This window comes from Ruegeria sp. CDSB113 (genome assembly GCF_059611045.1).
Genome location: NZ_JBXWOU010000005.1, coordinates 66,805 through 84,919 on the forward strand (window position 1 = coordinate 66,805; position 18,115 = coordinate 84,919).

An 18,115-nucleotide genomic window follows, 5' to 3' on the forward strand; every position below is an offset into this window, starting at 1 on the left:
CCAAACATGTCGCGCATTGATGAAACCAAAGACTTCATTGCTGTCCGGATCGCCGTGCTGACCGTCTCGGACACGCGGTCGCTGGATGAAGATAAATCCGGCCAGACACTTGTGGACCGCATCGAACGCGCCGGGCATCACGTTGCTGATCGCAGCCTAATACAGGACGAACGCAACAAGATCGCTGATCAGTTGCGGACCTGGATCGCTAACCCAGAAATAGATGTGGTAATTTCAACCGGCGGTACCGGCTTGACGGGGCGCGACGTAACTGTCGAAGCGCATCGCGATGTCTATGAGAAGGAAATCGAGGCCTTCGGCACGGTGTTCACAATTATTTCCATGGAAAAGATCGGCACCTCCGCCGTTCAATCGCGGGCAACTGGTGGCGTGGCAGGCGGCACATATCTATTTGCATTGCCCGGCAGTCCGGGCGCTTGCAAGGACGCTTGGGACGGGATTTTGGAAAAGCAGTTCGACTATCGCCACCGTCCCTGTAATTTCGTCGAGATAATGCCCAGATTGGACGAACATTTGCGACGGAAGTAGACTGGTCGCACGTTAAACCGTTCATAACCGCTTTGTGGCTTGGCATTTTTTGCTGCCCAGCTACCTTTTGCTAATGGCAGCCTGATGCAACCGGGGTGAATTTTATATGCGATTTCTGAGGCAAAGCCTTGTAGGAGTCTTTTTGACGTCGTTGACTGTGGCCCTGTTGTTTGTGGCAGCGCAGATGATTTCGGGCGCCGTACAAGACGTTCTGACGCGGGAGGAGTCGGCTCCGCAGGCGCGCGAGCGTGTCTTTGCCGTTTCTGTTCGGTCTGCGGAATTGGAAACCGTGACTCCGTATCTTGAAGCCTTTGGCGAGGTTCAAAGCCGTCGCAGGTTAGAGTTGCGCGCCGCGCTGGGCGGGCGCGTTGTCGAGTTGGCCGAAGATTTTGAAGATGGCGGTGTGGTAACAACAGGCGAAGTTCTGGTCGAACTTGATCCCGTAGACGCCCAGTCCGCGCTGGACCGGGCAAAATCCGATTTGCTGGACGCGCAGTTTGAAGAGCGTGACGCGGAGCGGTCGCTGCTGCTGGCGCAGGACGAGTTGAACTCGGCTGAGGCGCAGGCGGAGCTGCGCGGGCGCGCCTTGCAGCGCCAACAGGATTTGCAGACCCGCGGGGTCGGGGCCGCAGCATCTGTGGAAGAGGCTGAGCTGGCCAAAGCTGCCGCGCAGCAGGCGGTGCTGGCGCGGCGGATTGCACTGGCCCAGGCCGAATCCCGCGTCGATCAGGCGACCACCCTGTTGTCACGAGCCCGCATTGCGCTTGAGGCCGCTGAACGCGATCTGGATGATATGACAATCCGCGCCCGGTTCGGGGGCACATTGACGGATGTAACACTGGTCGAAGGACGGCTGGTGTCCGCGAACGAAAAGCTGGCGGAGCTTGTCGACCCCAATGCGTTGGAGGTGGCATTCCGGGTCTCAACCGCGCAATACGTCCGATTGCTGGATGCAGACGGTGATCTGATCGACGCGCCAGTGACTATCTCGCTTGAGGTCACGGGCACCGACCTGACCGCCCAAGGCCGCATTAGCCGCGACAGCGGATCGGCGGGCGAAGGGCAGACCGGGCGTTTGATCTATGCCCGGCTGGATGAGGCGTCGGGGTTCAAGCCAGGCGATTTTGTTACCGTCACAGTGCAGGAACAACCGCTGGACAACGTAGTATTGCTGCCGTCTTCGGTTCTTGATGCTGTTGGAACAGTGTTGGTGCTGGATGAGAATGACAGGCTCGAAGCGCTGCCAGTCCAGCTGATCCGCCGTCAGGGCGATGAGGTCTTGCTGCGCGGCGAAGGTTTGGTTGGGCGTGAGGTCGTGATAGGCCGCACGCCGCTGCTGGGATCGGGCGTGCGTGTCCGGCCCCTGCGGATAGATGATAGCGCCGGGGCCGCACCGGATATGGTTGAGCTGTCTGTGGAACAGCGCGCTAAGTTGGTCGCTCAGGTTGAGGCTAGCACCCGCATGCCAAAGGACGTCAAAGAACGGGTTCTGGGTCAGTTGAGCGAGGCCAAGGTGCCCGCCTCGCTTGTCCAGCGGCTTGAAAACAGGGCGGGGGGCTAAGCGCCATGATGCGCGAGATCCCCGGCGCGGCAGGCGGCATACTTAGTTACTTCACGCGTCACAAAACAGTGGCAAACCTGCTGCTGCTGGTGATGCTGGTCCTGGGCGCGGCCGCAATCCCGAACATGCGGGCACAGTTCTTTCCGGATGTGATCCTGGAACGCGTCGACGTGAGTGTGGACTGGGATGGGGCCGGTCCCGAAGATGTGGACAACGGAATCGTTCAGGTGCTTGAGCCCGCCTTGCTGGCGGTCGAGGGTGTCGCCAGCACCGAGTCCACGTCACGCGAGGGGCGCGCCAGCATTCGGCTCGAGTTCGAGCCAAACTGGGACATGTCCCGCGCTGTCGAAGAAGTACGGACGGCTGTCGACAGTGTCACCAGCCTGCCCGACGATGCCGAAGAACCAACAATCCGGCGGGGAGCCTGGCGGGACCGGGTTACCGATGTGGTTGTGACCGGGCCTGTCGATCCTGATCAATTGGCCAAGTTCACGGACGAGTTGATCAACCGGCTTTTCGCAGTCGGGGTTACCCGTACCACGATTCGGGGGCTTGCCGCGCCGCGCATCGTGGTCGAGATACCGACCGCCCAACTGATTGCCAACGACATCACCCTGTCCGAGGTCGCATCAGCTGTCGCGGCCGAGGTCAACGCAAACCCGGCAGGTGATGTGACTGGCGCGAATGCCCGTATTCGCACGGGTACGGAAAAGCGCACACCCGAAGAAATCGAAGGTATCGCCCTGCGCAATTTTGCGGACGGATCCAAGTTGCTGGTGGGCGATGTCGCCCAGATCCGGGTCGAAGGGGTCAACCGCAATCGCAGCTACTTCGTGGGCGAAAACCCGGCAATGTCGGTGCGCGTAGATCGCTCAAACTTGGGTGACGCGATTGAAATCCAGCACGCGGTTGAAGACGTTGTGACGGAAATGCAGGCCAGCGTTCCCGAAGGTGTGACGATCGAGTTGATCAGAACCCGCGCTCAGGCGATCACCGACCGTCTGGATATTCTGGTCGACAACGGCCTTGTTGGCTTGGGCTTGGTGGTCTGTCTGCTGTTTTTGTTTCTGAATGCGCGGATCGCCTTTTGGGTCGCAGCAGGTATTCCGGTTGCCATGTCCGCCGCGATTGCCTTCATGTATATCGGCGGGCTGTCGATCAACATGGTGTCCCTGTTCGGCCTGATCATCACATTGGGCATTGTTGTGGATGACGCCATCGTCGTGGGTGAGCATGCAGACTTTCGCGCGCGCCGGCTGGGTGAGGCACCGATGGTGGCTGCCGAACGGGCGGCACGGCGCATGGCGATGCCGGTCTTTGCGGCCACCCTGACGACGGTGATTGCCTTTTTTGGTCTGACCCTGGTTGGCGGCCGGTTTGGCGAGTTGATCCGCGACATCCCCTTTACCGTGATTGCGGTGCTGATTGCCTCGTTGATCGAATGCTTCTTGATTTTGCCGAACCATATGGCGCATGCCATCGCGCATTCCACGAAAGAGCACTGGTATGACCTGCCCAACCGGGTGGTCAATCGCGGGTTTCGCTGGGTGCGCGATCATCTGTTCCGCCCGTTGATCGCCTGGGTCGTATGGGCGCGATATGTGGTGGTTGCAATGATGGTGGTGATCCTGGCCAGCCAGGTTGCTTTGTTCATTCGAGGTGATGTGAACTGGCGGTTTTTCAACGCACCCGAGCGCGGCTCGGTCACGGGCAACTTCATAATGGTCGAAGGTGCCACCCGCGCCGAGACCGTGGCCATGATGCATGAGCTGCAGCGCGCGACCGAAGAGCTGGGCCAGATCTATGAAGACCGCCACGGTCGTAACCCGATCGACTATGTGCTGGCCGAGGTGGGCGGGTCCGCAGGATGGGGATTGGCCGCCGCTGATGGCAAAGACGCTGACTTGCTGGGTGGTATTTCCATCGAGCTGATCGATGCGGATCTGCGCCCCTATTCCAGCTTTGAGTTTGTGGGTGAGTTGCAGGATTTTGTTCCGCGCCACCCAAAGGTCGAACTGCTCAGCTTCCGGGGATGGCGCTCTGGGCCCGGTGGCGATGCCATTGACGTTCAGTTCTATGGCGCGGAGGTGAATACGCTCAAATCCGCTTCCGAGGATTTGCAGACCGAGTTGTCAAAATACCCTGAAGTTTCGGCACTGGAAGACAATCTTGCCTATGACAAGGAAGAGTACATTCTGGACCTTACAGCGCAGGGTCAGTCGCTGGGGTTCAGGATCGAAACGCTGGGACGCGTGTTGCGTGACCGGTTAAACGGGATCGAGGCGGCGACCTTCCCGGACGGCCCGCGTAGTGCCGAGATCAGGGTTGAACTGCCCGAAGGAGAGCTGACCGCAGACTTCCTGGAACGCACTCTGATGCGCACACCGGACGGCGTTTATGTGCCGCTGGCCGATATCGTGTCGGTCGAGCGAAAATCCGGCTTCTCGACCGTCCGGCGCGAAAATGGACTGCGGGTGATATCTGTGAATGGCGACATCTCGGAAGATGACCCGACGCGCGCGGCTGAGATTGCACGTGCCATGGGCGAGGAAATCCTGCCGAAAATCGCTTCGGAACGACAAGTTGAATGGCGGATGGCCGGTCTGAGCGAACAGGAAGACGAGTTCCTGTCCGAGGCGCGCACCGGCTTGATTCTGTGCCTGACGGGTATCTATCTTGTGCTGGCCTGGGTGTTTGCCAGCTGGACGCGGCCACTGGTGGTGATGGCGATTATCCCATTTGGGTTGGTCGGCGCGATCTGGGGGCACTACCTGTGGGAGGTTCCGCTAAGCATGTTCACGGTCGTCGGTCTGCTGGGGATGACGGGGATCATCATCAACGACTCGATTGTTTTGGTGACGACCATCGACGATTACCAAAAAGAGCGCGGGCTTGTGCCTTCGATAGTTGAAGGTACCGCAGACCGGTTGCGGCCTGTGATGCTGACCACTCTGACCACGGTTCTGGGGCTGACCCCATTGCTATATGAAGGATCGCAACAGGCGCAGTTCCTCAAACCCACCGTGATTACTTTGGTCTATGGGCTGGGCTTTGGAATGTTGCTGGTCCTGCTGCTAGTCCCGGCGTTGCTTGCCATTCTGAACGATCTGTCCCGCCCAATGACCGCGATGCGTCGGGCGGCACGTGCCCCGGACCGTGTGGTGCAGGGGGCGTTGGCGTGTTCGGGCCTCGCCTTGCTTTCATGGTTTACGGTCACGATGGTGTGGCCCGCAATTTACGGCGCGCCCATCGGGTTCTTGTCCGGGCTTTATGCGGGCGAGGATGGCATGGCTATTCTTCGGATGGGCTTGGGCGCATTCGTTACAGGTGCCGCGCTGATACTGTTCCTCAGCGTGGCAGTCTCTGGCTTGCTTTACGCCCGGCTCAAAAGGCCCGCGACCTAAGTCCGGCGCAGGGCGGTTTCCAGCAGATCGATGACGCGGTTGCTCATCTCTAGTTCGCCGCGGCGGATCTGATCCACAGGGAACCAACGCGCATCGAGCGCGTCGTCACCTGCAATGGGGTCGCCGGTTTGATACTGACAGGCCACGCCTACCAGCAGGTAGTGTGTCTGGACGTCGCCGTTTTCGTTCCAGCGCAGCAAATCAAGATTGTCTAAGTAGTGCTGTGGGTCTGCAATGACCGAGGTTTCTTCGCGCAGCTCTCTTTGCGCGGCTTGCAAAACAGTCTCGCCCCATTCCACGTGACCCCCAGGAAACCCCCATAGCCCAGCATCAGGTTGCTTGCTGCGTTGAACCAGCAGCACTTGGTCCTGATGCAGGACTACTGCCAACGCGCCGATTTTTGGAGTTTGTGTCATGAAATCACCGGGCTCAGCTTGCGCTGCATCCTCGAATGTCGACCGCGTGATTTGCACCCAACACGGTGATCCGAATTTCCGACCGATCCAGCGCAAACGGTCCACCGGATGCATTAATTACCTCAGAGGTTGCGATCAGAGTCTTGCCGGTTCGCGTCGTCTCGGTCTGCGAAGCCCAGAGCGCGGGGTTCCCCGGCTCGATCACGGCCACTTCGCGACCGCCGGCCGAGGGCATGGTCACCCTGGCCTCGATCTTCATTCCGTCTGATGTGGGTGAGAGGTGACAGGTGGTATGGGCCACTCTGGCCTCGTGTTCGGAAAAGGGCCGTTGGGCCAGTGCAGCGGCGATGGTCGGGTTGCGCCCGGCCTCTGCGTTCAGCGTGTGGTCGAAATCCAACTGTTCCGGGATGCAGACATCCTTGCAGACGCCCAGATCCATCGTTCCCTGCAGGCGTACGGGCTTGGCCGGGTTTTTCGGCGTGATCTCGACTGGCAAAACCAGTTGGTTTTCGTAACCGATCGATTGCAATCCGTTCTGGTCAAACACATCTGGCGCGGGCCATGTAATCGACACATCCCCAACATTGTCCGAGCGGTTCCAGTCGAATTGCGGCGGAATGCCAGCATCCCCCGGCGCACGCCAATAGGTTTTCCATCCGTCCTGCAGCGTTACACGCACGGCGCTGAGGTACGTTCCTTTAGCGGTGCGTCCGCCATCCAGAATATCCAACTCGGCAACGGGGCCGTTGACCTGCGCTGTTGCAGGTAGGGCCAGACCAAAGGTTATGGCGATCGCCGGCAATACATTTTTTACGCTCATGGTTCATAAATGCGCGGTTGCGGCACAGAATCCAAGTCACGTTCCGGTAACCAGGATGAAATCTGCGGAAATGTGCGCTGATCCCTTGCCATTCCGGGTGACCAAGGGTCATTGTTGAAGCATACCTGATAAGAGATGTCGGCCCATGGATCTTACCGGAAAACTGTTGATTGCGATGCCCGGCATGGGCGATCCGCGTTTTGATCATTCGGTGGTGTACCTTTGCAGCCATGGCGAAGATGGTGCTATGGGGTTGATTATCAACAAACCTTCGGACCTACGGCTGAAAACTCTGTTGAGTCAGCTCAACATCCCCTGCCGGATTCCGGTTGTGGGTGAACGTTTGGTCCATTTCGGCGGCCCGGTCGAGATGTCGCGTGGTTTTGTCCTGCACAGCTCGGATTACGAGGCGAACCTGCATTCCATGCACATCACGGATGAGTTCAGCATGACGGCAACGCTGGATATCCTTGAAGATCTTGCTGCCGGGCGTGGACCTTTGAATTCCACGTTGGTGCTGGGCTATTCGGGCTGGGGGCCCGGTCAGCTTGAGGACGAGATCGCGATGAACGGCTGGTTGACGACCGAAGCGTCACCGAACCTGGTATTTGACGTGCCGGATGACGAAAAATGGCAGGGTGCACTTGCGACTTTGGGCGTTGACCCCTTGATCCTGTCTGCCGAGTCCGGGCGCGCCTGATCAGCCGTTACGCGGGGCCGCAGCGCGGCGCAGGCGGTCGTTAATTGCCGCACCCAAATCATGTTCGGGAATTTGGGTCACCGCAATTGGTCTGCCGGTGTCATTCAGGTGGTGCAGTGCGGCAAACAGGTTGGCAGCGGCCTCGGCAAGATCACCTTTCGCTGACAGGTTCAGATCGCAGCCCACCGGGCCAAACCCCAGCAGAACTTCATCGCCTTGGGCGGTGCTGGCGTTCAGACGAACGGGCGCATCCGGAGCATAATGCGATTGCAGCTGGCCGGGCGCGTTCAGCGCTTCACCCGGCTGGTGGTGGTGCAGCTGAGTATCCAGAACCGCCTCGATCTGTTCCAGCGCAACACCGCCAGGGCGCAAAAGGGCAGGCTCGCTCGCAAGGCCCACGATTGTGCTTTCCAACCCGACCCCGCATGGCCCATCATCCAGAACCGCGGCGATGCACCCATTCAGGCCGGACAGGACGTGCGCGGCTGTGGTCGGGCTGATTTGCCCGGACGGATTGGCCGATGGCGCGGCGACCGGCCCGTCGAAGGCGGACAGCAGTGCACGCGCTGCAGGGTGGGCCGGAACCCGCACTGCCAGCGTGTCCAGCCCGGCTGTCACCAGCGACGAAATCCCGTGATCCGGGCGCAGTGGCAGAACCAGGGTCAGCGGTCCGGGCCAAAACGCGGCCGATAAGGCCTCGGCCTGATCGGACCATGTCACGAACCGCTGGGCGGCTTCGACCGAAGCCACATGCGCAATCAGCGGGTTGAAGCTGGGTCGCCCCTTGGCGGCATAGATGCTTGCCACCGCTTCTCCGTTACGGGCATCGCCGCCCAGACCGTAGACCGTCTCGGTTGGGAAGGCCACCAGAAGGCCTTGCCGCAACAGGTCTGCCGCTTGCGCGATTCCGGCTGGATCGGCGGATAATGTCATTGTGCCGTTGGGGATCATTGGTGGTGACGCCGCGTTTTGATTGCGTGTAGCTTTCGGACCGATACCTAATCGGTTGAACCCAGATGCATAAAGGTGGGCGGTGGAAATTCCAAGCCCGTCGGCGTAAACGCAATCAGACAGCCTAGAGGGAAGACATGCCATATCGCGCCCCAATCTCTGATTATGAATTCTTGTTCCGCCACGCGGTCAATTTTGACAAGATCGCTGCCACCGAGAAGTTCTCGGAAGCCAGCGACGATGTGGTCAGTGCCATTCTGACCGAAGCCGGAAAACTGTGCGAAGAGGTGATGGCCCCTCTGCAACGCCCCGGTGATCTTGAGCCCGCGCGTTTGGAAAACGGCGTGCTGCGTACCTCGACCGGGTATGCTGATGGCTGGAAAGCCATAGCCGAAGGCGGCTGGGTCGGGATGAGCGGTGATCCGGATTATGGCGGCATGGGTCTGCCGATGACGTTGACCACCGCCGTTAATGAAATGATGTCTGCCGCCTGTCTGTCGCTGCAACTTGCGCCGCTGATGACACAGGGCCAGATCGAAGCGCTGGAACATCATGCCAGCGATGAGCTCAAGGCGCTCTATCTGCCTAAGATGATGGCGGGTGAATGGTCGGGGACCATGAACCTGACCGAGCCGCAGGCTGGGTCGGATGTGGGGGCGTTGACATCAAAAGCGATCTCGAATGGTGACGGCACATATGCTGTTACGGGGCAGAAAATCTTTATCTCATGGGGCGATAACGATTTTGCTGGGAATGTCTGCCATTTGGTACTGGCGCGCCTGCCCGATGGCGTTCCCGGAACCAAGGGTATTTCACTGTTCCTGGTGCCCAAGCTGCTGCCGGATGAGAACGGCAATCCCGGTGTGGCCAATGACCTGAAGGTCGTATCGGTCGAGCACAAGATGGGCCTGCATGGCTCACCAACCTGCGTGATGCAGTTTGACGGTGCCAAAGGCTGGCTTGTAGGCAAGGAACATGGCGGCATGGCCGCGATGTTCACCATGATGAACAACGCGCGTCTGGGTGTTGGCGGTCAGGGCGTAGGTGCAGCCGAAGGTGCCTTTCAGCACGCGCTGGCCTATGCGTTGGAGCGGAAACAGGGCAAAACCCCCTCGGGCACCATTGTCGACCACGCGGATGTGCGTCGGATGTTGATGAGCATGCGTGCTGACACTTTCGCTGCGCGTGCGATTATGCTGGCCAACGCCGCAGCCATCGATATGGCCAACGCAACGGGCGACGCCGATTGGATGTCTCGTGCCGCCCTTTTGACGCCGATTGGCAAGGTTTTTGGCACCGAGACGGGAATGCGCGTATCTGAGACCGGTGTTCAGGTCCACGGCGGTATGGGCTTCATCGAAGAATCCGGTGCGGCTCAGTATTACCGCGACGTCCGCGTGACCGCGATCTACGAAGGCACCAACGGTATTCAGGCGATGGATTTGGTGGCGCGCAAGATGATGGATGGCGGCGAGGCGGCCTCGCGCCTACTGGACGAGATCGAAGATCATGCCGAACAGGCGCGGGCGACCATGCCCGAACTGGCTGGCCCGGTTTGGGAAGCGACCGAAAGCTTGCGCGAGACGACCGAGTGGATGGTGGCGCAGTCTGATTTGAACAACCGGTTTGCCGGGGCGTTGCCCTATCTGCATGCCTTTGCCCGCGTTTTGGGTGCACATTACCACCTGAAGTCGGCTCTGGCTGAACCGGGTGGCCCGCGCTTTAAACTGGCCCGGTATTACATCAACGCGCTGTTGCCTGAATATGCCGGACTGCTTGTTCAAGCACAGAACGGGGCAGATGATGTATTCGGGCTCAGCGCCGAGGAGTTTGTATCCTGATGGACGGAGATACCCCTTTGGCGATCAGATATCCTTGGTCTGAGCCTCCGGCCGAGGGCGAGGCGACCGAGGTTGCCGAAGGTGTTCTGTGGATGCGTTTGCCGCTGCCCATGGCGCTGGATCACGTTAACATTTACGCGCTGGACGATGGCGACGGCTGGACCGTGATCGACACAGGAATGTCGTCGAACAAAACACGGCGCATCTGGGAAAAGCTGATGGCAGGCCCGTTGGCGGGCAAGCCGATCACGCGGGTGGTCGTGACCCACCATCACCCGGATCACGTGGGCAATGCGGGTTGGTTCCAATCCGAACATGGCGTGGAACTGGTGGCGTCGCGAACGGCCTGGCTGTTTTCGCGGATGCTACAGCTGGATGTTCAGGAAAGCTGGCCCCAGGAGACGCTGGACTATTACCGCAGTGCAGGAATGGCGCCCGACGTGCTGGCCAAGCGGATGGCCGAGCGCCCCTTCAATTATTGCGACACTGTTTATCCGATGCCGCTGGGTTTCACCCGGATCAAGCAAGGCAGCGTGATCCGCATGGGTGGGCGCGACTGGGATGTCCATATGGGCAATGGCCATGCCCCTGAACACGCCACGTTCTGGAGCCGCGACGACAATCTGGTGATCACCGGCGATCAGATCCTCAGTTCGATCAGTCCCAACCTGGGTGTCTATGTCACCGAACCACTTGCTGATCCGGTTGCGGAATGGCTTGAGGCCTGCGAACGGCTACAGGGGCTGGCGCGACCCGATCATCTGGCGCTGGGCGGGCATAAGTTGCCATTCACCGGGCTGCCCATCCGGATGAGGCAACTGATCGACAATCACCACAGCGCATTGGATCGTTTGGAAAAGTATTTGGACCAGCCCAAGACCGCTGCCGAATGTTTCATGCCCCTGTTCAAACGGCAGATCAGCGGTGGCGAGTATGGGCTTGCGCTGGTCGAAGCGGTTGCACATCTGAACCATCTTTACCACATTGGAGCTGTCACCCGGACGCGCCGCGCGGACGGGGCGTGGGAGTTTCAGCGCAAAGGGTAAAGCTATGCAGGATCAGATCGAAACCTCGGCCGAGGCCGCCGAAGCCGCAGCTTTGCCGCGCTGCTACGAAGTGCATTCCGACCCCGAAGCAAAGTCAGGCGCGAAAGATTTGCCCGGTCCGTTGCAAAAACCGGTCGAGACGAAAAGCCCCGCGCAATGGGCTTATGAGCGGCTGATCCTCTATATCCAGAATTTCGAAAAGACGCTGACTGGCGACCAAGAGGTCGCGATGGGATTCACGGGCGGCGACGCAGGCGTCATGCGGATCGAAGGGATGGGGTATTTTGATCCCGATATCATCACCTTTTACGGATCGGATGCGACCGGCGCGCGCACTCAGCTTGTACAACATGTGAGCCAGCTGAACGTGATGCTGCGGGCCCTGCCCAAATCGGTTGAGGACAAACCAGCCAACCGGATCGGGTTCCGCTTGGCGGCTGATCTGGAAGAAAGCTGATCACCTGACTTGCAATTCACGTCTGCGCAGCCTTGAATGAGTCTACCATTCAAGGGGACCTCACGTGACCACTTTCTCTGCCGTTACAAGTGCCTACAAGGGTGCATGGGCCCGTCGCCGTGTCTTTGTGCCGATCTATCTTGTTGTGCGCCTGTTGCTGGTTGCGCTGATTGCGCCCGGCGTGGCGATCACGGTGAATCTTGCCGTATCGCTGTCCAACCAGACGGCGCTGACTGATCAGGCGATCGCTGCATTCATCCTCTCACCTGCCGGGTTTATTGCGGCAGTTGTGGTTCTCAGCCTGTTTCTACTGGCCGAGGTGTTTGTCTTCTCGGTCATGGCCGGGTCGTTGCGGATGGCAGAGCCGGACCCATGGCGCGCTGGTAGTTCTTCGATCAGGCTGATCCTGTCGCGGCTTCCATCCCTGTTTGGATTTGCGGTGCGCTTTGTTGTGCGCGTTCTGCTGTTGGTTCTGCCCTTTGCGATCGTTTCTGCCGTGATCGCGTGGTGGACGCTGACTGAATATGACATCAACTATTATCTGACATTCCACCCGCCCTCATTCTGGGTGGCTGTGGTGCTGATCGGGGCGGTTGCGCTGGCTATGGCTTGGGTGTTGATCCGACGCCTGTCAGCCTGGGCATTGTCGCTGCATTTGGTTTTGTTCGAAGGCGTTCACCCCGGACATGCGTTTGGCATCAGCGCCAGTCGGATGGAAGGTAAGCGCGGTCGCCTCAAGATAGAATTGGCCATCTGGCTGGCTGTTCGCCTTGTCATCGCCGCCGTGATCGCCTGGGTGGCCGGGCTATTGTTCGCGCTGGTGCCGCTGCAAGGCGCAGCCAATCTGAGATTGGCCCTGATTTACAGCTTGGCCGTCGCCGGTATCTGGTCACTGGCCGGACTGGTATTGGCAGCCACGGCTCTGGGCGCATTGGCAGTGCTGCTCGATGGGTTCTTTGATATCCAGACATCAGATCCAACCCCTCCAAAGCCGCGCAACCTGCGCAGAACAATGGTCACGGCTGTTGGGGCCGCCATCGTCGCCGTTCTTGTCGGGATATGGTTTGGGCAGCACCTTCTGGAAAGGGTGCAGGCACCGGACCGTGCCGAGGTTATCGGACATCGCGGCGCTGCCGCGCTGAAGCCCGAAAACACGATGGCCTCGGTTCTCAAGGCGATCGAGGACGGTGCCGACTGGGTTGAGATCGATGTTCAGGAAACAGCGGATGATGTAGTCATCGTCGCCCATGACAGTGATTTCATGAAGCTGGCCGGTGTTAACCTCAAGGTGTGGGATGCCACGATGGAGGATATCGATCAGATCGACATCGGCAGCTGGTTTGGCCCTGAATACGCAGATGAGCGGACGCCGACGCTGCGTGACGTGCTGGAGGCCGCGAAGGGCAAGGCCAAGGTCATTATCGAACTGAAATACTACGGCCACGACGTAGACCTTGAGAATCGGGTTGTCGCTCTGGTCGAAGAGCTGGGCATGCAGGACGACATTGCAACGATGTCCCTGAAATACCCGGCTGTGCAAAAAATGAAGACGATTCGCCCCGACTGGCGCGCCGGTGTTCTGGCCGCGACTGCCGTGGGTAATCTCTCAGGTCTCGAAGGTGATTTTGTTGCGGTGAACGCCGCGATGGCGACGCCGGGTTTGGTCAATTCGGTCCACGCTGCCGGTAAGGACATCTATGTCTGGACCGTGAATGATCCTCTGCAAATGTCGGCGATGGCGTCGATCGGGGTGGATGGGCTGATCACGGACCAACCCGCGATGGCGAATGAAGTTCTGCGTGTGCGCGCCGAATTGGGGCCGGCAGAGCGGTTGTTGCTGTGGCTGGCGACGACCTTTGGCATGTCCTTTGATACTGAGGCGATGCGCGATGAAAGCCCCTAATCTGGCAGCAATCCTTTTGGTGAGTGCCGCGCCAGCCTTCGCGCAAGACGTCATGCGCAGCTTTGAGCTGCCCGCGCATCGCGCCCTGATGGCCGGGCTCAGCAGCGCAGAGTTGACCCCGTTTGAAACGGATGGCTGTTCGGGTGGTCTTTCGGCCAGCTGGCGCTTTGTGGCGGATACATTCCCCAGCTTTCGGGGACTGTATGAGGCGCACCCGCCGTGGGAATACTGCTGTGTGACGCATGATCGCGCCTATCACCATGCTGGCGGGGCTTTGCGGGCCGAAGACAGCTATGACGCACGCCTGTCCGCGGACGACACCCTGCGTGCCTGCGTCAAACAGCATGGGACAGACCATGCCGAGGAATATGCCGAACGCTATGACATGACGGCCGAACAGATTCGCACCGCCCATTCCGTTACCGCCGAGGCGATGTACGCGGCGGTCCGATTTGGCGGCGGCCCCTGTTCGGGCCTGCCCTGGCGTTGGGGTTTTGGGTATCCGGGGTGCTCGGTGTTTCCACCTTTGGCCCCTGCGCGCGAATGACGTGGTGACAGGCCCCGGATTTTCCATTATCCAACATTTCAAACACGCGAATTAGGATTCTGAGACTCATGGCTGAACACAAGCACGGCGAAATGGATATCACTGTTCAAACCAAAACCTTTGATGGGTTTGTCAAAGCCACCACATGGTGTGTGGTTGCCATCGCCCTCCTTTGCCTGTTCCTGGCGGTCTTCGCCGCATAATCCAAAACGGGGTTGACCTTGATCCGGATTTTGATTGCCTGCCTGCTGGCAGCAACTGTTGCTGGCTGCACGGGATCGCAGCGCCCGCAAGCCGACCGGTCCGAGGTCGTTGCCCGATCCTATCGTGATCCGGGTCCCTCGACCCTGACGCTGTATACGATGATCAGCACGCGCACCGGGTCTGGTGCCCATACTTCGTTGATGATCAGCGGCAGCGAGCGGGTGATCTTTGATCCTGCGGGGTCTTTCCGCGCAGATGTGGTTCCGATCAAGGACGACGTGCTGTACGGCATTACCCCGAATGCGGAGCGCGCCTATCGCAGCTCGCACGCGCGCGAGACACATTATGCGCGTATCCAGACGATTCAGGTAAGCCCGCAACAGGCTGAGATTGCCTTGCAACTGGCCAAACAATCCGGTCCGGTCGCTGGCGCCTATTGTGCGAATTCCACCGCGTCGCTGCTGAAGCAGGTTCCGGGGTTCGAACAGATCGACGTAACCTTTTTTCCGGTCAAGCTGTCAGATCAGTTCGGTCAGATCCCGGGCGTCGTGACAACGGAGTATCGTGAGAACGACGATGCCGACCTGCAAAAAGGTCTGGCCGCCAACAATGCGGCGCTGAACCAACAAGACGCTGTCTCAGCCCAGTAAATACAACAAACCATACAGGGTTGCGGCACCGCTGAAGATCGCTGCCAGCACATTCTTTGTGATCACTCCAACACTCAGCGCAACCGCGGCGGCCGCCATCCGTGGAATGTCGGGCTGCCCTTCGGTTGCGGTTGGCCAAACAACCAGCGGTGCAATCAGGGCGGGCAGGATGGCCACAGCAGTATAGCGCAAGTGGCGCAACAGCCAGGGAGGCATCGGGCGATCCCCGACGAGGCCAATAAAGACAAACCGCAAACTATAACTGCCAATGGCAAGTCCAATGATGATGGACCAGATCGTGACCGGATCAACAGGGGTCATTGTGTGGCCTTTCTGCGTTCGGCGAACAATTCGGCCTGAGCACCGGCCATCATGCCGGCACATCCGGCAATCAGCAGGCCCAGATTGTATGGGATGCCAGCGGTCAACAAAGAAACGACAATGGCGACCAGCGCAGCCACCACGTGGGGCAGGGTGCGCATCATTGGCCCGATCATTGCCAGAAATGTAATCGGCAAGGCAAAGTCCAGCGCCCAGCTTTCGGGAATGCGCGTGCCAAGAACCGCGCCCAGATAGGTCGCAAATATCCATAGCGGCGTGATGGGTGTGACCGAGCCCACGAAATAAGCCATGCGCTGGGGCACCGTCATCTTGGGTTCTTTTTCAAACTGCACGATTGAACAGGCATAAGACTGATCGACGGTCAGGTAGGCCGCACATGCCCGTTGCCACATCGGCGCAGCCCCCAGATAGGGCGTCAGGGACGCTGAATACATCGCCATCCGCAGATTTACCGCCAGGGCAGAGACAAGAATAATGGCCGTCGGCGTCTGATCCTGCAGCAATTGCAGCGCGGCAAACTGCGCAGCACCCGCAAAGACGGTGGATGTGAACGCCATGGTTTGCACGATATTCAACCCAGCCTCGGTCGCGAACACGCCGAACAGGGTGCCAAACGGGATCGCCACAAAAATGAACGGGGTCCCGTCGCGAAAACCCCTCCAGAAGTATGACTTGGATGTGGTGTCTGCCATGGCTAAATCCTATGGTGATCCCCGCAGCAGTAGCGGTCTTGGGAAAGGGTTGCAATTGGCCACGGAACAGAACCAGTCAGACTACATCATCGCCCCAGATCCCGGTGCGCCCCGCCTGACCCGCGCCGTTGAAGGCGTGGACCAGAATGGTGAGGTCAGCCAGATCTCGGTGGTCGAGGAACGCCCGCTGACGATTTTCCTGAATTCGCAAGAGATCGTGACGGCGATGACGATCGGTGACTACCCCGAGTATCTGGCGCTGGGGTTCCTGCGCAATCAGGGGATGCTGCTGGTCGATGACGACATCACGCGCGTCGATTACGATGAAGATCTGGAAACTGTAGTGGTACGTACTGCGCGCGAGACCTCGTATGAGGACAAGCTGAAGAAAAAGACCCGCACCAGCGGCTGTGCAGTCGGCACGGTGTTCGGTGACATGATGGAGGGTTTGGAGGGCGTGCGCCTGCCGCAGATCTCGGTCCGCACCTCGTGGCTGTACGATCTGGCGGCCAAGATCAACCGCACCCCGTCGCTGTATCTTGAGGCTGGGGCGATCCACGGCACTGTGCTGTGCCACGAGAACCGCCCGCTGGTCTATATGGAAGACGTGGGCCGCCACAACGCTGTCGACAAGATCGCGGGTTGGATGCTGTCCGAAGGTGAGGGGGCTGAAGACAAAATCCTCTACACCACCGGACGCCTGACCTCGGAAATGGTGATCAAGACCGCGATGATGGGCATCCCGGTTCTGGCGTCTCGATCGGGCTTCACCGCATGGGGCGTAGAGATCGCTCGCGAAGTCGGACTGACATTGATCGGCCGTATGCGTGGGCAGCGCTTTGTATGTCTTTCAGGCGAAGACCGTCTGGTGCGCGATGTAGACCCGTCTACCGTTGCGGTCGAAGATAAGAAGCACAAAAGGAAAAGTTCCCAGTCCTGAAATCCGTGGGTGACCAGATTTTGAGAAAACTCTGCAAGCTCCAGAAGATATACGCTAAGGTAGAGCAACTCAGAGTAGAATTTTGGATGGTTGCCACGTAGGGAAGCTATGGAATTAATCAGTTTGATTGCACCGGTCTTCGCGGTGATCTTGACGGGGTACGTGTTTTCTTGGACGAATCTTCTGGGTGAAGACACGTCAGAAGCTCTGGTGCAATTTGCGGTTTACGTCCTGATCCCCGCCATCATGTTTTACCTGATTGGTCAGGAGGAGTTTGAGAACCTTCTGAACTACGGTTTCTACGTGTCGTATGGCGGTACGATACTGGCTCTTTTTGCCGTTCTGTTCATCGGTTTGAAAGCGCTGACGAATTTTCAGGTCGGATCAGCAACCGTATTGGCGTTTGCTGGCGTCGCCTCGAACACAGCGTTGGTTGCGTTGCCCATCCTTCATTCGATTTTTGGGTCAAAGGGGGCGCTGCCGGCTGTATTGGCAAATCTGGTGGTCGCCATTCTGCTGTTGATCATGACCACCATTCTAGAAACCTCGGCCGGGCACAAGGCAAGCGCCAAGACTCCCATTTACAAGATCCTTCTTAATGTTTTGAAAAACCCGATAATCGCTGCAACGTTGTTGGGTGTTCTTTACTCTTTCACAGGTATTGGGTTTTCTGACGCCGTTTCGGATTATTTAGAGCTTATGAGCCAGGCGCTTGCAGCTGTTGCGCTGTTTGCGATCGGGTTCACCACAAGTGTTCGCACGATTGTTCAGACTGGACCGATGATCCTGTTCTTGACAGTAATAAAACTTCTCGTTGTTCCGGGGGTGGTGCTGCTTGCGGGGCATTTGATCGGCCTGGATCCGCTTTGGATCATTGCGGCGACGGTCTCTGCAGCAGCGCCCACAGCAAAGAGCATCTTTTTGCTGGCCAAACATTATGATCAGGAGCCGCAACTCGCCGCTCACATCGTGTCGGCGACCTCGTTCCTGGCGGTCGGGACTTTGATCCTGTGGCTGTTTGTCCTGCATCATCTGCATCCTACCGCGTTCCAATTGAATTGAGTTCGCTCTACAAAGTTGCGATCTATTGAT

At 58.8% G+C, this 18,115-nt stretch carries 18 protein-coding genes; 13 read left to right on the top strand and 5 right to left on the bottom strand.

The annotated features are described in order from the left end of the window. Positions 1 to 6: 6 nt before the first annotated feature. The 3 genes from moaB (at position 7) to AC2FIS_RS11265 (ending at position 5,514) form a co-directional block, all read left to right on the top strand. Positions 7 to 549 carry a molybdenum cofactor biosynthesis protein B gene (gene moaB / locus AC2FIS_RS11255; RefSeq protein WP_496773411.1) on the top strand — a complete coding sequence of 181 codons (543 nt, stop codon included), beginning with the start codon at positions 7 to 9 and terminating at the stop codon, positions 547 to 549. 106 nt (positions 550 to 655) lie between these two features. Further along, on the top strand, positions 656 to 2,110 hold the full coding sequence (locus tag AC2FIS_RS11260; protein WP_496773412.1) for an efflux RND transporter periplasmic adaptor subunit: 1,455 nt from the start codon (positions 656 to 658) through the stop codon (positions 2,108 to 2,110). Between the two features lie 5 nt (positions 2,111 to 2,115). Next, positions 2,116 to 5,514 (top strand): efflux RND transporter permease subunit, encoded by a 3,399-nt coding sequence (locus AC2FIS_RS11265; RefSeq protein WP_496773414.1) that lies wholly within the window; start codon positions 2,116 to 2,118, stop codon positions 5,512 to 5,514. Here AC2FIS_RS11265 and AC2FIS_RS11270 read toward each other — a convergent pair. Then, positions 5,511 to 5,930 carry an NUDIX hydrolase gene (locus tag AC2FIS_RS11270; RefSeq protein ID WP_058273587.1) on the bottom strand — a complete coding sequence of 140 codons (420 nt, stop codon included), beginning with the start codon at positions 5,928 to 5,930 and terminating at the stop codon, positions 5,511 to 5,513. The genes AC2FIS_RS11265 and AC2FIS_RS11270 overlap by 4 nt on opposite strands. A gap of 13 nt (positions 5,931 to 5,943) precedes the next feature. After that, the gene (locus tag AC2FIS_RS11275; RefSeq protein ID WP_496773415.1) at positions 5,944 to 6,750 is read right to left on the bottom strand and encodes a protein-disulfide reductase DsbD domain-containing protein; all 807 of its coding nucleotides are present in this window, start codon (positions 6,748 to 6,750) and stop codon (positions 5,944 to 5,946) included. 145 nt (positions 6,751 to 6,895) lie between these two features. Here AC2FIS_RS11275 and AC2FIS_RS11280 point away from each other — a divergent pair, with 145 nt between their 5' ends. Then, the gene (locus tag AC2FIS_RS11280) at positions 6,896 to 7,450 is read left to right on the top strand and encodes a YqgE/AlgH family protein (protein WP_496773416.1); all 555 of its coding nucleotides are present in this window, start codon (positions 6,896 to 6,898) and stop codon (positions 7,448 to 7,450) included. Here the strand turns inward: AC2FIS_RS11280 and AC2FIS_RS11285 are convergent, their stop codons facing one another. Beyond that, positions 7,451 to 8,383 carry an L-threonylcarbamoyladenylate synthase gene (locus tag AC2FIS_RS11285; protein WP_496773417.1) on the bottom strand — a complete coding sequence of 311 codons (933 nt, stop codon included), beginning with the start codon at positions 8,381 to 8,383 and terminating at the stop codon, positions 7,451 to 7,453. A gap of 155 nt (positions 8,384 to 8,538) precedes the next feature. On the opposite strand from AC2FIS_RS11285, the gene AC2FIS_RS11290 reads away from it, so the two are divergent. The 7 genes from AC2FIS_RS11290 (at position 8,539) to AC2FIS_RS11320 (ending at position 15,049) form a co-directional block, all read left to right on the top strand. Further along, positions 8,539 to 10,242, top strand: coding sequence for an acyl-CoA dehydrogenase family protein (locus AC2FIS_RS11290; protein ID WP_496773419.1), 1,704 nt, complete (start codon positions 8,539 to 8,541; stop codon positions 10,240 to 10,242). After that, the gene (locus AC2FIS_RS11295) at positions 10,242 to 11,288 is read left to right on the top strand and encodes an MBL fold metallo-hydrolase (protein WP_496773421.1); all 1,047 of its coding nucleotides are present in this window, start codon (positions 10,242 to 10,244) and stop codon (positions 11,286 to 11,288) included. The genes AC2FIS_RS11290 and AC2FIS_RS11295 overlap by 1 nt, the downstream gene beginning before the upstream one ends. A 4-nt stretch (positions 11,289 to 11,292) precedes the next feature. Continuing rightward, positions 11,293 to 11,745: a DUF6173 family protein gene (locus AC2FIS_RS11300; RefSeq protein ID WP_058273581.1), complete on the top strand. Its 453-nt coding sequence runs from the start codon at positions 11,293 to 11,295 to the stop codon at positions 11,743 to 11,745. A gap of 64 nt (positions 11,746 to 11,809) precedes the next feature. Next, entirely contained in the window at positions 11,810 to 13,648 is a 1,839-nt protein-coding gene (locus tag AC2FIS_RS11305; RefSeq protein WP_496773423.1) for a glycerophosphodiester phosphodiesterase, read from the top strand. Then, positions 13,635 to 14,195, top strand: coding sequence for a hypothetical protein (locus AC2FIS_RS11310; RefSeq protein ID WP_496773424.1), 561 nt, complete (start codon positions 13,635 to 13,637; stop codon positions 14,193 to 14,195). The genes AC2FIS_RS11305 and AC2FIS_RS11310 overlap by 14 nt, the downstream gene beginning before the upstream one ends. A 68-nt stretch (positions 14,196 to 14,263) precedes the next feature. Next, the gene (locus AC2FIS_RS11315; RefSeq protein WP_058273578.1) at positions 14,264 to 14,398 is read left to right on the top strand and encodes an aa3-type cytochrome c oxidase subunit IV; all 135 of its coding nucleotides are present in this window, start codon (positions 14,264 to 14,266) and stop codon (positions 14,396 to 14,398) included. A gap of 18 nt (positions 14,399 to 14,416) precedes the next feature. Continuing rightward, positions 14,417 to 15,049, top strand: a complete 633-nt coding sequence (locus AC2FIS_RS11320; RefSeq protein WP_496773425.1) for a hypothetical protein — start codon at positions 14,417 to 14,419, stop codon at positions 15,047 to 15,049. Here AC2FIS_RS11320 and AC2FIS_RS11325 read toward each other — a convergent pair. Both AC2FIS_RS11325 and AC2FIS_RS11330 read right to left on the bottom strand, forming a co-directional pair. Further along, complete coding sequence (locus AC2FIS_RS11325) at positions 15,038 to 15,370, bottom strand: AzlD domain-containing protein (RefSeq protein ID WP_058273577.1); 333 nt, start codon at positions 15,368 to 15,370, stop codon at positions 15,038 to 15,040. The two genes, AC2FIS_RS11320 and AC2FIS_RS11325, sit on opposite strands and share 12 nt — an antisense overlap. Continuing rightward, on the bottom strand, positions 15,367 to 16,083 hold the full coding sequence (locus AC2FIS_RS11330) for an AzlC family ABC transporter permease (RefSeq protein ID WP_496773426.1): 717 nt from the start codon (positions 16,081 to 16,083) through the stop codon (positions 15,367 to 15,369). Before AC2FIS_RS11330 ends, AC2FIS_RS11325 begins: the two co-directional genes overlap by 4 nt. On the opposite strand from AC2FIS_RS11330, the gene AC2FIS_RS11335 reads away from it, so the two are divergent. Both AC2FIS_RS11335 and AC2FIS_RS11340 read left to right on the top strand, forming a co-directional pair. Beyond that, a complete protein-coding gene (locus AC2FIS_RS11335; RefSeq protein WP_496773427.1) occupies positions 16,082 to 17,023 on the top strand; it encodes a formate dehydrogenase accessory sulfurtransferase FdhD in 942 nt (313 codons plus the stop codon). The two genes, AC2FIS_RS11330 and AC2FIS_RS11335, sit on opposite strands and share 2 nt — an antisense overlap. 108 nt (positions 17,024 to 17,131) lie before the next feature. Then, positions 17,132 to 18,085 (top strand): AEC family transporter, encoded by a 954-nt coding sequence (locus tag AC2FIS_RS11340; protein ID WP_496773428.1) that lies wholly within the window; start codon positions 17,132 to 17,134, stop codon positions 18,083 to 18,085. The last annotated feature ends 30 nt before the right edge of the window (positions 18,086 to 18,115 follow it).

Coding starts and splice junctions, on each gene's coding strand:
- moaB (WP_496773411.1), top strand. CDS start 7: ATGTCGCGCATTGATGAAACCAAAGACTTCATTGCTGTCCGGATCGCC.
- AC2FIS_RS11260 (WP_496773412.1), top strand. CDS start 656: ATGCGATTTCTGAGGCAAAGCCTTGTAGGAGTCTTTTTGACGTCGTTG.
- AC2FIS_RS11265 (WP_496773414.1), top strand. CDS start 2,116: ATGATGCGCGAGATCCCCGGCGCGGCAGGCGGCATACTTAGTTACTTC.
- AC2FIS_RS11270 (WP_058273587.1), bottom strand. CDS start 5,930: ATGACACAAACTCCAAAAATCGGCGCGTTGGCAGTAGTCCTGCATCAG.
- AC2FIS_RS11275 (WP_496773415.1), bottom strand. CDS start 6,750: ATGAGCGTAAAAAATGTATTGCCGGCGATCGCCATAACCTTTGGTCTG.
- AC2FIS_RS11280 (WP_496773416.1), top strand. CDS start 6,896: ATGGATCTTACCGGAAAACTGTTGATTGCGATGCCCGGCATGGGCGAT.
- AC2FIS_RS11285 (WP_496773417.1), bottom strand. CDS start 8,383: ATGACATTATCCGCCGATCCAGCCGGAATCGCGCAAGCGGCAGACCTG.
- AC2FIS_RS11290 (WP_496773419.1), top strand. CDS start 8,539: ATGCCATATCGCGCCCCAATCTCTGATTATGAATTCTTGTTCCGCCAC.
- AC2FIS_RS11295 (WP_496773421.1), top strand. CDS start 10,242: ATGGACGGAGATACCCCTTTGGCGATCAGATATCCTTGGTCTGAGCCT.
- AC2FIS_RS11300 (WP_058273581.1), top strand. CDS start 11,293: ATGCAGGATCAGATCGAAACCTCGGCCGAGGCCGCCGAAGCCGCAGCT.
- AC2FIS_RS11310 (WP_496773424.1), top strand. CDS start 13,635: ATGAAAGCCCCTAATCTGGCAGCAATCCTTTTGGTGAGTGCCGCGCCA.
- AC2FIS_RS11315 (WP_058273578.1), top strand. CDS start 14,264: ATGGCTGAACACAAGCACGGCGAAATGGATATCACTGTTCAAACCAAA.
- AC2FIS_RS11325 (WP_058273577.1), bottom strand. CDS start 15,370: ATGACCCCTGTTGATCCGGTCACGATCTGGTCCATCATCATTGGACTT.
- AC2FIS_RS11335 (WP_496773427.1), top strand. CDS start 16,082: ATGGCTAAATCCTATGGTGATCCCCGCAGCAGTAGCGGTCTTGGGAAA.
- AC2FIS_RS11330 (WP_496773426.1), bottom strand. CDS start 16,083: ATGGCAGACACCACATCCAAGTCATACTTCTGGAGGGGTTTTCGCGAC.
- AC2FIS_RS11340 (WP_496773428.1), top strand. CDS start 17,132: ATGGAATTAATCAGTTTGATTGCACCGGTCTTCGCGGTGATCTTGACG.